9 protein-coding genes are annotated in these 12,868 nt (G+C 68.5%); 7 read left to right on the top strand and 2 right to left on the bottom strand.

Going from position 1 to position 12,868, the window contains the following annotated elements; all coding sequences use genetic code 11:
• The first annotated feature begins 44 nt into the window (after window positions 1-44).
• From VMT40_RS19925 to VMT40_RS19905, 5 genes are all read left to right on the top strand, one after another.
• Window positions 45-2,276 carry a glycosyltransferase family 39 protein gene (locus VMT40_RS19925; protein ID WP_326359890.1) on the top strand — a complete coding sequence of 744 codons (2,232 nt, stop codon included), beginning with the start codon at window positions 45-47 and terminating at the stop codon, window positions 2,274-2,276.
• Window positions 2,277-2,502: 226 nt separating this feature from the next.
• Window positions 2,503-3,642, top strand: coding sequence for a BTAD domain-containing putative transcriptional regulator (locus tag VMT40_RS19920; protein ID WP_326359889.1), 1,140 nt, complete (start codon window positions 2,503-2,505; stop codon window positions 3,640-3,642).
• A gap of 148 nt (window positions 3,643-3,790) precedes the next feature.
• Window positions 3,791-6,385 (top strand): alkaline phosphatase family protein, encoded by a 2,595-nt coding sequence (locus VMT40_RS19915; RefSeq protein WP_326359888.1) that lies wholly within the window; start codon window positions 3,791-3,793, stop codon window positions 6,383-6,385.
• 42 nt (window positions 6,386-6,427) lie between these two features.
• Entirely contained in the window at window positions 6,428-7,663 is a 1,236-nt protein-coding gene (locus VMT40_RS19910; protein WP_326359887.1) for a cytochrome P450, read from the top strand.
• Window positions 7,664-7,733: 70 nt separating this feature from the next.
• Window positions 7,734-8,303 carry a TetR/AcrR family transcriptional regulator gene (locus tag VMT40_RS19905; protein ID WP_326359886.1) on the top strand — a complete coding sequence of 190 codons (570 nt, stop codon included), beginning with the start codon at window positions 7,734-7,736 and terminating at the stop codon, window positions 8,301-8,303.
• Between the two features lie 6 nt (window positions 8,304-8,309).
• Here VMT40_RS19905 and VMT40_RS19900 read toward each other — a convergent pair whose 3' ends face one another.
• Window positions 8,310-9,773 (bottom strand): flavin-containing monooxygenase, encoded by a 1,464-nt coding sequence (locus VMT40_RS19900; protein ID WP_326359885.1) that lies wholly within the window; start codon window positions 9,771-9,773, stop codon window positions 8,310-8,312.
• Window positions 9,774-9,944: 171 nt separating this feature from the next.
• On the opposite strand from VMT40_RS19900, the gene VMT40_RS19895 reads away from it, so the two are divergent.
• The gene (locus VMT40_RS19895; protein ID WP_326359884.1) at window positions 9,945-10,985 is read left to right on the top strand and encodes an NAD(P)-dependent alcohol dehydrogenase; all 1,041 of its coding nucleotides are present in this window, start codon (window positions 9,945-9,947) and stop codon (window positions 10,983-10,985) included.
• Window positions 10,986-11,063: 78 nt separating this feature from the next.
• Window positions 11,064-11,792 carry a hypothetical protein gene (locus VMT40_RS19890; RefSeq protein ID WP_326359882.1) on the top strand — a complete coding sequence of 243 codons (729 nt, stop codon included), beginning with the start codon at window positions 11,064-11,066 and terminating at the stop codon, window positions 11,790-11,792.
• Window positions 11,793-11,817: 25 nt separating this feature from the next.
• Here VMT40_RS19890 and VMT40_RS19885 read toward each other — a convergent pair whose 3' ends face one another.
• Complete coding sequence (locus tag VMT40_RS19885) at window positions 11,818-12,690, bottom strand: hypothetical protein (protein WP_326359881.1); 873 nt, start codon at window positions 12,688-12,690, stop codon at window positions 11,818-11,820.
• Between the last annotated feature and the right edge of the window lie 178 nt (window positions 12,691-12,868).

Below are 12,868 nucleotides of genomic sequence, written 5' to 3'. Positions count from 1 at the left end.
CAGGTCAGTGGGAATCGGGTCGGGAACCAAGGAAGGCGGGTGGCATGACGGCCATCACCGGCGTCGAGGGTGACTCCGTGCCAATGGGCGACAGCGAGGTGGTGGTCGTCGGCCACGCGGAAGCGTCCACGAACGAGAGAACGGCCGGGTCCGGCGCGGGCGGGTCCACGCGGTGGAGCACCCTGCTCGCGCCGCCTGGCAAGCCGCGGTGGGAGCGTCCCGCGACGCTGGCGCTACTGGTCGCCACGGCCGTCGTCTATCTGTGGGGACTCGGCGGGGCGGGCTGGGGCAATGGCTATTACGCCGCCGCCGTGCAGTCCGGCACGCAGAGTTGGAAGGCGCTGTTGTTCGCGTCGTTGGATCCGCAGAACTCCATCACCGTCGACAAGCCGCCCGCCGCCATGTGGGTCATGGGCCTGTCCGGCCGGATCTTCGGCTTCAACTCCTGGTCCATGTTCGCGCCGCAGGCTCTCATGGGCGTGGCGGCGGTGTGGCTGCTGCTGGCCGCGGTGCGGCGCTGGGCCGGACCGGGCGCCGGACTCATCGCGGGCATCGGGCTGGCGGTCACCCCGGTGGCGGCCATGATGTTCCGCTTCAACAATCCCGACGCGCTCATGCTCCTGCTGCTGGTGGCCGCCGCGTACTGCACGGTGCGCGGCATCGACGCCCACGGCGAACGCTTCTGGTCGGCGAGCACCGGCTGGCTGGTCGGCGCGGGCGTGCTCATGGGCTTCGGCTTCCTCGCCAAGATGGGCCAGGCCTTCCTGGTACTGCCCGGCCTGGCGCTGGTGGTACTGGCGGCCGGTGCGGGCGGATGGCTCACGCGCCTGGCGCAAGTGGTGGCCGCGGGTGCGGCCCTGGTGGTGTCGGCCGGGTGGTATGTGGCCCTGGTCGAGCTGTGGCCCGCCGAATCCCGGCCCTACATCGGCGGTTCCAGCTCCAACAGCCTGTGGGAGCTGGCCGTCGACTACAACGGCCTGGGCCGCATCCTGGGCAATCACAATGGCGGCGGTCATCGACCCACCCCACCCGCGACACCCGCGGCGGATGCCGCCGCGCACGCCGATCCGAACCAGATGCACGGCGGCTTCGGCGGTTTCGGCTCGCAGCCCGGCCTCACCCGGCTCTTCACCGGTGAGCTCGCCACCGAGTTCTCCTGGCTGCTGCCCGCCGCCCTGATCGCCTTGATCGCGGGGCTGTGGCTGACCCGCAAGCTCCCACGCACCGACCGCCTGCGCGCCGGTTACCTGCTGTGGGGTGGCTGGCTGCTGGTCACCGCGGTCGTGCTCAGCACCATGAGCCGCAGCTTCCACTCGTACTATTCGATGGAACTGGCCCCGGCCATGGCCGCCCTCATCGGCCTCGGAGCCACCCAATTGTGGCGGCACCGTGCGCATTTCGCGGCCCGCCTCACCCTCGCGGCCATGTCCCTGGCGACCGGCATCTGGGCGTTCGTACTGCTGAACCGCACGCCCGAATGGCTCCCGTGGCTGCGCTGGATCCTGGTGGCGCTGGCCGTGATCGCGGCCGCCGCCCTGCTGCTCACCCCCAAGCTGCCCCGATTCGCCCTTGCGATAGGCGTTTTCGCCCTGCTCGCCGGACTGATCGGCCCCACCGCCTACACCCTCGAGACCGTGGCGCAGGTGCACAGCGGCGGCAGCCCCATGGCCGGTCCCGCCCGCGCGGGTCGCGATGGCGGCCCCGGCGGTCAGCGCGGCGGCGTGACCGATCCGGCCCTCGTCGACCTGATCAATGGCAGCACCGCCCGCTGGGCCGCCGCCGCGCAGGGCGCACAGGACGTCAGCACCCTCGAATTGACCACCGGCAAGGCCCTTCTCGCGGTCGGCGGCTTCAGCGGCCGCGACGACTCCCCATCCCTGGCCCAATTCCAGCAGTACGTCGCCGACCACCAGATCGGCTACTACCTGATTCGCCAGCGCCAGAACGACAATCAGCCCGGACAACCGAGCAACCCCCAGTCCGCTCAGCCGACCCCGCAGCCCGGCCACACGCCCCACAACGGCCGCGACCAGCAGGGCCAGGGCGGCAACAACTCTCAGTCGGGCAACCCGCAAGGTCGGGGCGGCAACAACTCTCAGCCGGGCAACCCGCAAGGGCAAGGCGGCACGCAGGGCCAGGGTGGCGACCAGGGCTACGGCGGCTGGAACGGCAACTCCGACCCCGCCTCCTCCTCCGCCCAGATCGCGGCCTGGGTCAAGGCCAACTACCCCGCCACCACGATCGGCAACGTAGAGGTCTACAACCTGAACCCGTAGCCCTCTCGGCGTCGGTCGCCCATCGCAATCCGACGAGCATGTACTCGTGCAGGCACCCTCCCGGGCCATGCCGCCCGAGTGCATGCTCGTCGTTACGCGACGCCGTATGGAACGAAATGGCGTCCGGGACCGACCAGTTCGGTGAGGAAATGTGGATGCGATGGGCGGGGCGGCCGTGGAAAGTTACAGTGACGGGCGAATGCCGAGGCCGGGCGGGAGGTCGGCGATGGGTGAGGTGCGAGCGCACGTGGGGGTGCTCGGGCCGGTGCAGCTGGCCATCGACGGGGTGGAGCAGCAGCTCGGCGGCCCCAAACAGCGTGCGGTGCTGGCCTATCTAGCCATCAATGCCAACCGGCCGGTGTCGGTGGAGGCCCTCGCCAGCGCCGTCTGGGAGGACAATCCGCCCCCCGACGTCCGGGTCAGCCTGCACGCCATCGTCTCCAACCTGCGAAAGCCTCTGCGCGACGGCGGCATCGACGCGCGCACCATGCTTCAGCACATGGGCACCGGCTACCGGATCGTGCTCGAGGACGCGGCCTGCGACGTCTTCCGGTTCCGCGCCCGCCGCGAGACCGGACTGCGCGCCCTGGCCGACGGGAAGTTCGCCGCCGCCACCGCCGCGCTCTCCGACGCCCTGGCCCAGTGGCGCGGCCCGGTGCTGTCGGATCTGCGCGGACTCGGTTTCGCCGACGCCTACGCCGTGGCCCTCGACGATGAGCGCATCGGCGTCATCGAGGCGCGCGCCGAGGCCGATATCGCCCAGGGACGCGCCGAGCACGTGGTCCCCGAACTGAATCTGCTCGTGCGCGATCATCCCCTGCGCGAATCGCTCTGGGAGCAGCTGATCACCGCCCTCTACATGACCGGCCGCCAATCCGATGCCCTGGAGGCGGCCCGCCGCCTGCGCGCCATTCTCGCCGAGGAGCTCGGCATCGACCCCGGCCATCGCATTCGGGAGCTGGAATCGCGCATCCTGCGCCAGGATCCGCTGAGCGTGCGCGCGGTCGCCGCGGCCTCGGCCACCCGCGCCACCACCATCGTGGACCGCAGCTGGCACGAACCGCAGGCGCTGCTGCGCGACCGCTTCGGCCACGTCTACCCGGTGGTTGGCTCCACCACCCGCATCGGACGCCTGTCCGACAACGACATCGCGCTGCCCGACGGCCGGGTCAGCCGTCACCACGCGCTCGTCATCGACAATGGCCACACCTGGGTGGTCAAGGATCTGCATTCGTCCAACGGCGTGTTCATCAATGGCCAGCGGGTCCTCGACAGCGGTCTGCTCTCCGACGGCGCGCTGCTCCGCATCGGCGATACGGAACTGGTATTCGTGCTGGTACGTACCGATGACGACAACACCCGCTGAACAGGAGTGAACCCCGCGTGACCGATCCGCGACGTCCGGAGCCAATGATTAACTGACACTTCATTGGTGAGCCCCCTCACCGCCACGAACCCCCAAGCTCGGTCGGCGATCCTCGGAGATAGCCGTTCCTATGCTCACAGGGGAGATCATGGATCGGAGGCGCTTTCTGAAGCACGCCGCGCAACTGGGTGGCGCGGCCGGAGCCATGTCGATGCTCCCGCCGAGCCTGGTTCAGGCGTGGGCGGAACCGGCCCCGCGCGGCGGGTGGGACAGCATCGAACACGTGGTGATCCTCATGCAGGAGAACCGGTCCTTCGACCACTACTTCGGCGGTATGCCCGGCGTGCGCGGATACGCCGACCTCAATGCGCTACAACTGTCCACTGGACGCTCGGTCTTCCACCAGCCCGACGGCGGCCGCACCGTGCTGCCCTACCTCACCACGCTGCAGAACATCGACGGCACCGATCACGGAACCCGCACCGGCCATGACGCTTTCGCCGACGGCCGCCACGATCGCTGGATCCCGGCCAAGGGCGACGGCACCATGGTCGGCTACGACCGCGACTGCCTCGGCTTCTACTACCAACTGGCCGAGGCGTTCACTCTGTGCGACGGCTACCACTGCTCGGTCAACGGTCCCACCGACCCCAACCGCATGTACCTGTTCACCGGCACCGTCCAGAATCCGCTGGCCCTGGACAATTACGCGGAGTCGCTGCAGACCTCGCTGTTCGCCGACGATCTGAAGCTGCGGTGGATGCGCGGGCTGCCGGTCTCCGAGATCGTGGACGCGGTGCTGGGCATGGTGCACGGCATGACCGGGGCGCTGCCGCAATCGGTCGCCCAGGCGCTGGCCGGGCTGGTCACCCCGCGCACCGGCAATCTGTTCCTCTATGACGCGCTGCTGAGCGCCGACGCCGGGCGCTACGTCAACGACGTGATCTTCGGCCTGCCCTGGACCACCTACGCGGAACGGCTCGAGCAGCGCGGCATCGGCTGGCGGGTCTATCAGGAGTGGGACAACTACACCGACAACGCGCTGGACTTCTTCCTGCCGTTCCGCGAGGCCGCGCGCTCGGCGTTGAAGTACACCAATGGCGGCGGCGGGCTCGCCTTCGAGAACTTCTTTCGGTTTTACAGTGACCTGGAACAGAATCCGAGCCTGGAGCCGACCTACACCGCCCTGCTGAAGCGGGGGATGGACGAGCTCGCGCCGGGGCAGCGGGCCTTGGTGGAGAAGGGATTGCTGCGGGCGCGGGCGGGCACGCTGGTGGAATCGTTCCGCACCGATGTGGCGATGGGGCGATTACCCACGGTGTCCTGGATCGTCGCGCCTTATGTCGATTGCGAGCATCCGGTCATGGGGCCGCGCAACGGTCAGGCCTTGGTGCACGGTGTCCTCGAAGCGCTGGCCGAACATCCGGACGTCTGGAACAAGACCGTCTTCATCCTCAATTACGACGAGAACGACGGGTATTTCGACCACATCCCGCCCCCGACCCCGCCGCCGGGTACGCCCGGTGAGTACTTCGGCCGCCACAATGTCGGGCTGGGCGCGCGGACACCGGCGATCATCGTGTCGCCATGGAGCAAACAGGCCGTGTGCTCCGAATTGTTCGACCACACCTCGGTTCTGAAGTTCCTGGAGCGGGTGACCGGTGTGGCCGAACCGAATATCAGCCCGTGGCGGCGACAGATGTGCGGTGATCTGTCCTCACTGTTCGACTTCGGCGCGAAACGCACCCTCATCCTGCCCACCGCCGCTCCGCGCGCCGATCAGTCGATGTCTGGTGTCGCGCAACCACTTCCGTTCGTGCAGCGGATGCCCAAGCAGGAGAGTGGACGCCGCGCCCGGGTTCCGCTGCCGTACCGGCTACAGGCGCGCTGCGTGCCGAATGGAAGCGGTGGGATCACATTCACGATCGACAATGGCGGGACCGGGGCCGTGCAGTGTGCGGTGTATCCGAATGCCTTCGCGAACAACTACACACCGATCCGATTCGATATCCCGGGCGGTGGCACTGTCACACAGGATCTTCCGGGCGTGAACGGACGCTACGACTACACGCTGTACGGACCCGACGGATTCCAGCGCCGCTTCGCCGGTGATCTCCAAGGGCCCTGTGGCGCGCTGCGAGTCGATGTGAAGGCCGCGACCTCGGGTAAGCGCACCCTCGCGTGGACATTCGAAAACGGTGGAAAGCAGCCGATTTCGGTGACGGTGTTCTCGAACGCCTACCGCAAGGACGGCCCCTGGACCATCGACATCGACGCGGGCAAGACCGAGCGACGGGACCTGTCCTGCGACAGCGACGCCGAGGGCGGCGGCTGGTACGACTTCACGGTGACGGCCGATGCCGACGCCGGATTCCGCTGCCGCGCACGCGGATTCGTGGAGACCGGGGCACCGGGCCTGACCGCCGACGATGCCGCCCTGTTCGATCGCCTGCTCTTGGACCGGTCCATGTACGAGCCCGGCCGCGACCTGATCGTCAGCTACGCCCTGGCCGCCGCGGTGGCCGGGCATCGGCTCGAGGTCCAGGCGGAGGATCCCGGCGGGCACATCCGCACCGTCGCGACCACGCCCGCCCCGGTGCGCACCCTGACCCTGGGCGACGGGGTGATGCGCGACGAGGTGGTCCTCCCCTCGGACGGTCTGACCAGCGGAACCTACGTGCTGCGGCACCTCGATGACACCGGCCGCGTCCTGGCCCACCCGGTACGGTTCCGTGTTTTGTAACAAGTTCTAGACAGAATCGGCAATTTGTCTTACCGTCACTTCATGAGTTCAACGGCGTCTCATGCGGTGCGATTCGAACTGCGGTCCGGCGCGACCTGGCGCGATCCCTACCCCATGTATTCCCAACTGCGCGACCATGATCCGGTCCACCGAGCGGTACCCGAGGGGCGCGAATCCGACGACTTCTATGTGCTCTCCCGGCATGCCGACGTGTACGCGGCCGCCCGAGACCCCGAGACCTTCTCCTCGGCCTCCGGCCTGACCGTCGACTACGCGGATCTGGTGTCCTCGATCCTGGGACCGGTCAAGCCCTTCGTCTTCATGGATCCGCCCGAACACACCGACTTCCGCCGCCGGGTATCCCCGGGATTCACACCGCGCCAGGTGAATTCGGTGGAGCCCGCGGTGCGCAAGTTCATTGTCGAGCGCATCGAGCGGCTGCGTGCGGCGGGCTCGGGCGATATCGTCAAGGACCTGTTCAAGCCCCTGCCCACCATGGTGGTGGCCCACTATCTCGGTGTGCCGGAACAGGATTGGGGCAGGTTCGACGACTGGACCGAGCGCATCGTCGGCGGCGCGGTCGAGGGTGCCGGGCTCGCCGCGGGCGGGCAGGACGGCTTCACGGCCGTCGGTGAATTGGCCGCCTACTTCGCCGAACTCATCGAACGGCGGCGCGTCGAACCCGGTGACGACACCATTTCCCACCTGCTCGCCTCCGGCCTCGGTGCGGACGGCGACAACGAGGGCATCGTCGCCATCCTCGGCTTCGCCTTCACCATGATCACCGGCGGCAATGACACCACCACCGGAAACCTCGGCGGCGCGGTGCAATTGCTCACCGCCAACCCGGACCAGCGCCGCATCCTGGTGGAGAATCCGGCCCTCATCCCCGACGCCATCGAGGAATTCCTGCGCATGACCTCCCCGGTGCAGGGCCTGGCCCGCTGCGCCACCCGCGACGTGGAATTGCACGGGGTCACCATCCCCGCAGGACGCAAGGTCCTGCTCCTCTACGGTTCGGCCAACCGCGACGAGCGCGAATTCGGCACCACCGCGGGCGAACTCGACGTTCGCCGCAATCCCAAGCGCATCCTGACCTTCAGCCACGGTCACCATCACTGCCTCGGCGCGGCCGCCGCCCGCATGCAGGCCCGGGTGGCCCTCGAGGAACTGCTCTCCCGCTGCCCGAATTTCACGGTCGACCTCGACAACGTCACCTGGTCCCACGGCAACTACGTCCGCTGGCCGGTCTCGGTACCCTTCCGCGCGGAGGGCTGAGACCACGCGGCAGTGCCATCGGCTGACTGCATGGCCGTCGGCGGACTCACGACTACGGAAGGGCTATCGCATGAGCCGAGACTGGCTGGCCGATGATCGCGCCGACCTGGCCGCCGAGCGGATCCTCGATGCCGCCGCGCGACTGTTCGCCGAGCGCGGGGTCGCCGCCGTCGGCATGGGCGATATCGCCAAGGCGGCCGGGTGTTCCCGCGCCACCCTCTACCGGTACTTCGAGAATCGGCAGGCGGTGCGGTTGGCGTTCGTGCATCGCGCCACCCGCCGCATTGCCGCGGAGGTGTTCGCACGGGTGGGCGCGATCGATGATCCGGCCGAGCGCATCGTGACCGCCATGCTCGGCGCGATCGAGGCGGTCCGCGCCGACCCGATGCTGATCGCCTGGTTCCGCCCCGGCGAGTCCGGGGCGGCCGGGCGCATCAGCCAGGACTCCGACGTCATCGAATCCATTGCGGCGGGCCTGTTCCCGCCCACCACCCTCACCGACCCCGAGCGCAGCCGCCTGGCCCGCTGGCTGACCCGCATCATCGTCTCCTTCCTCGCCGCACCCGGCCGAGACGCCGACGAGGAGCGCGCCATGCTCGACGAGTTCGTGGTCCCGGTGGTCAGTCGCGCCTTCGCCTGAGCGACATCACTTCCGGCTGTCCACGCGCTGACGCAGGTCGTAGTCCACGGGATTCGGGGTGCTGCGAATCAGCCGCTCGTACGCGCCCGGCGTCCACGGCCACAGCTCCGGCAACCCGTCCTTGCCGAGGTACCAGCTCTGGCAGCCGGTGGTCCACACCGTGCTCGGCGCGGCGGCCCGCATGCGCGCGTTGTAGCGGTCGGTGGCGGCGCGGGTCGGGGCGACGGTCGTGAATTCGCCCGCCTGCCAACGCTTCAGCCACCCCACGATGCGGGCGGACTGGGCCTCGGCGACGGCGGTGAGGGGATGGTTGGCGAAGGGGCTGTGCGGGCCGACCAGCATGAACAGATTGGGGAAGTCCGGCATCATGACGCCCTCGAAGGCGCGGGGACCCTCGGCCCACGCCTGATCCAGGGTGCGGCCGTCGAGTCCGGTGATCGCCATCGGCCGCATGAAGGCGTGCGAGTCGAACCCCGTTGCCAGCACCAGGATGTCGAGCTCGTGCAGCGTCCCGTCCGAGGTCACCACCCCGCGCTTCTCGATCTTGTCGATGCCCTCGGTCACCAGCCGGACATCTGGCCGCTGCACCGCGGTGTAGAAGCGATCCGACACCACCAGCCGCTTGCACATGGCCTGATAGTTCGGCGTCAGTTTGCGCCGCAGCTCAGGATCCTTGACGGAGCGTAGATTTCGCTCCACCACCCACTGGATGAACCGCCGCACCCGGCCGGGATGCACGAGCCCTTGGGAGAACACCGCGAAGGCCGCGCGATTGAACCAGTACGGCACGACACCCAGCGCGGGCACCGCCCGGTACAGCGCCTTCGAGATCGGACTGTAGGACCGGTTGACGGTCGGCAGGATCCACTGCGGAGTCCGTTGGAACAGCACGACTTCGGGCACCTTCCCCGCCAGCGCGCTCACCAACTGCGTCCCGGTCGAGCCGGTGCCGATCACGCCGACCCGCTTGCCGGTCAGCTCGACCTCGTGCTGCCAGCGCGCCGAATGCATGACGGTGCCGCCGAATTCGTCGACCCCCGCGATATCGGGCCAATTCGGGTGATGCAGGAAACCCGTTGCGCACAGCACGAAGTCGAACCGCTCGCGCTGCCCGTCCGAGGTGCCGACCAGCCAGGCCGTGCCGTCGAATTCCGCGCTCGTCACCTCGCTGCCGAAGCGGGTACGCCGGTGCAGCCCGTGCTCGCGCGCCACGCCGACCAGGTACTCCTTGATCTCCGGCCCGGCCGAATACAGCCGCGTCCATTCGGGATTCATGGCGAACCTGAATTGGTAGTACCGCGAGGGCACATCGCAGACCAGCCCCGGATAGCTGTTGTCACGCCAGGTGCCGCCGTAGTCGTGGGACTTCTCGAAGAGGGTGAACTCGGTGAATCCGGCCCGCTGCAGGGCGACACCCATGCAGATCCCGGAGATTCCGGCACCCACGATGGCGATCCGCGGTGTGTTCATGGGACGGCAGCCTAGACACGTGTCTTTCGCGAATGGAGGGGTTTCGTGGAAATCGGTAGACATTCCGTCATTCGCTAGACGCAGTGTAAAGCGAGTGTTACCGTGTGCGCCAGATCACAAGCTCGCGGCAGTAAGAGGCCCACCGCCTCGAAGACGAAGTAGGGAAGCACGATGCGCGCACTCCAGTGGACCGGCCCGGAAAAGGTGCAGATCAACGACATTCCGGTGCCCGAGATCGGGCCCACCGATCTGCTCGTCAAGGTGGGTGCCGCGGGCGTCTGCCACTCCGACCTGACCCTGGTGAACTTTCCCATCCAGCTGCGCGAGGACCCGCTCACCTTGGGGCACGAGATCGCCGGAACCATCGAGGCCGTCGGCTCGGACGTGAACGGTCGCGAGATAGGCGATCGCGGGGTCGTCTATCTCTTCTGGACCTGCGGCGTCTGCCGAGAATGCGTGAGCGGCAACGAGAATGTCTGCCTCGCCGCGGGCCGCGTCGCCATGCCGCCCTGTCCCGGCCTCACCATCGAGGGCGGGATGTCGGAATACGTGCGAATTCCGGCGAGTTCTTTCGTGCCCATCGGCGATCTGGACTGCCTGCAGGCCGCCCCCGTCGCCGATGCCGCGCTGACCGCCTATCACGCCATTCGCGGAGCACGAGAAGCCTTGCGCCCCGGCGGAACCGCGGTCGCCATCGGCATCGGCGGCCTCGGGCACGTGGCCGTGCAGATCCTGCACGCCATCTCCGGCGTGCGGGTGATCGCGGTGGACCAGGCCCGGGAAAAGCTCGACCTGGCCGCCGACTGCGGCGCGGAACTCGGCATCCTCTCCGGCGACGACACCGCCCAGCAGATCCTCGACCTCACCGACGGCCGCGGCGCGGACGCCGTCTTCGACTTCGTCGGCGTCGACTCCACCGCCAAGCTCGCCTGCGAGACCGTGGCCCCCAATGGCGCCTACCGCATGGTCGGAATCGGCGGCGGCGCACCGGAAATCACTGCCGGACCGGCCGGTGGGCCGGGCTGGCCCTGGGGCGCGACCGTCCGAAAGTCGCTCGGCGGCACCCGTAGTGACCTGCACGCCTGCGTCGCCCTCGCCCAGGCGGGCAAACTCCACATGGAGGTCGAACGCTTCGACCTCGCCGACGGTCCGGAAGCCTTCCGCCGCCTCGACGCGGGCCACATTCGCGGCCGCGCGGTCCTCGTCCCGTGAGGCCCCGCATCCCCTGACACGGCCGCGCCGACATCGACCTCCGCCGCAGCGACCGAGGGCCACGCTAATCTCCGCGGCATGAGCCGGTTTTGGCCGACAGCCGCCCTCGCGACGGGCGTATTGATCACGGCCGCCTGTGGACACAGCGACAAGGCCGACGGTGATTCGACGACGGCCCTCCCGCTGTGCGCCGACGTGCACACCACGAGCGGCGCACCACCGGACTGCCGCCTGGTGTCCCGCGACCGCGCCGGGCTCACTTTCGTGGTGCGGCATCAAGCCGCGACGCCCACCACGGGGGCGTACACCCAGCAGGCCGACGTCACGATCGAGGTGATCGGACGCGATGGCGCTGTGCGGCAGAAACTTTCCGAGTCCGGCACCCAGACCTTCGGCGAACCCCAGTTGGCGAACCTCGCCGACGACAATCGCGATCAGCTGGTGGTTCCGCTCTGGGTCGGGGCCAATGGGAACGCGACCCTGGCCGTCTATCGCGCGACCGATGCCGCCCCGGACTTCGTGCGCGCGGGGGAGATCGGCGGATTGTTCGGGGTGAACCGCTCGACGAACGGCTACATCGTGGGCTCGTCCAAGAGCGGTCCCGCCGACAAGTACATCGATTTCTGGCGATTCGACGGTTCGAAGCTGGTGCGGGTCGCCGGGATCATCGAGACCTACACGGTGGAGGGCAGCTCCACCTGCAAGGCCAATGATGAAGGGAACAACCAGAATTCGGGGATGAGCGACGACGAGGTAGCTCAGAAGTTCTGCGCCGAGAAGTACACCCGCGCCGATCCCGTGCACTGACCTACTGCGATCCCGCGACGCGGCCCTACTGCAAACCCGCGATGCGGCGCTGCAGCCAGCGGCGGGATTCGGCGTCTCGGGCGTGGGCGAGGATCTTGTGGCGGCCGGTGGGGGAGAGGGCGGAGAGCAAGGCGGCCAGCCGTTTTCGGGTGTCCCAGCTGAGCAGGTAGCGGACGGCCCCGGCGGTGGCGCGGGGGTCGGCCAGATCCACGGCGTGCGCGAAGTCGAAACGCTGTTCCAGGTCCAGGAATTGGGACGGGATGCGTTCGTGGACCGGATAGCCGGAGTACGCGCCGGTGCCCGCGGCATTCCAGGTGCACAGTCGCAGTATTCGATCGACCGGATTCGGGTATGCCGTCACCAGGAGCGCGCGGACCTCGGTGATCTGGGGATTGGTGAGGCCGCCGCCGGTGCTGGACGTATCGAGGAAGAGGCTGGCATAGGGCGTGAGGGGATCGGGTATTTCGGCCACCCAGCGACGGGCCGTGCGGTCGGCCTCGGCCTGGCGCTGCTCGGCCGCGCGGTATTCGCGCAGCGGCACGAAGACTCCGCGCACGGCCAGCCATTCCAGCGAGCGGACGCCGTCGGCCAGCAGCGCGTCCTGCGGCCAGCCGTTCCAACGGACCGAATAGCCATGGTGCAGGGTCACGGTCGTGAGTGCGCGCTCGGCGGCGTCGAAGAAGTCCAGGGCGACATCGCCCCAGCACATGCACACGAAACCGGGCAGATCCGCGATGCGTAGGGCCTCGCGCAGCGCCCGCACGGCAACCGGGTCCCGCTCCACCAGCAGGGTCGCCGAGTCGCCCGGCATCTCCCGAACCCGAACACCCCGGGCGTCCGCCAGCACTCGATCCAGCGCGTCCAGGTCGCCACCCGTGGACTCGCCCCCGAAACCCATACCGAAACATTAATCCGACCCGCCGGTTCCCGGCGTGGCGTCGATTCGGCACGCGGACCACCCGCGTTGTCCGGATGGTTGCTGAACTGGTACGTACCACCTGGTGATACGGTTCCGTGTGACGCCGATAACTCGGACCCCCATCGGGGACCGATCGCAGTGACAGGGCTGGAACCAG

It is taken from the genome of Nocardia sp. CDC160, from assembly GCF_035818795.1.
GTDB lineage: Bacteria > Actinomycetota > Actinomycetes > Mycobacteriales > Mycobacteriaceae > Nocardia.
Note: the sequence above shows the minus strand (reverse complement) of the source record. Positions and strands in the feature narration are given on the sequence as shown.

What these genes read in the sequence shown, in the direction of transcription:
- VMT40_RS19925 (WP_326359890.1), top strand. Translation starts at nt 45, where the DNA reads ATGACGGCCATCACCGGCGTCGAGGGTGACTCCGTGCCAATGGGCGAC.
- VMT40_RS19920 (WP_326359889.1), top strand. Translation starts at nt 2,503, where the DNA reads ATGGGTGAGGTGCGAGCGCACGTGGGGGTGCTCGGGCCGGTGCAGCTG.
- VMT40_RS19915 (WP_326359888.1), top strand. Translation starts at nt 3,791, where the DNA reads ATGGATCGGAGGCGCTTTCTGAAGCACGCCGCGCAACTGGGTGGCGCG.
- VMT40_RS19910 (WP_326359887.1), top strand. Translation starts at nt 6,428, where the DNA reads ATGAGTTCAACGGCGTCTCATGCGGTGCGATTCGAACTGCGGTCCGGC.
- VMT40_RS19905 (WP_326359886.1), top strand. Translation starts at nt 7,734, where the DNA reads ATGAGCCGAGACTGGCTGGCCGATGATCGCGCCGACCTGGCCGCCGAG.
- VMT40_RS19900 (WP_326359885.1), bottom strand. Translation starts at nt 9,773, where the DNA reads ATGAACACACCGCGGATCGCCATCGTGGGTGCCGGAATCTCCGGGATC.
- VMT40_RS19895 (WP_326359884.1), top strand. Translation starts at nt 9,945, where the DNA reads ATGCGCGCACTCCAGTGGACCGGCCCGGAAAAGGTGCAGATCAACGAC.
- VMT40_RS19890 (WP_326359882.1), top strand. Translation starts at nt 11,064, where the DNA reads ATGAGCCGGTTTTGGCCGACAGCCGCCCTCGCGACGGGCGTATTGATC.
- VMT40_RS19885 (WP_326359881.1), bottom strand. Translation starts at nt 12,690, where the DNA reads ATGGGTTTCGGGGGCGAGTCCACGGGTGGCGACCTGGACGCGCTGGAT.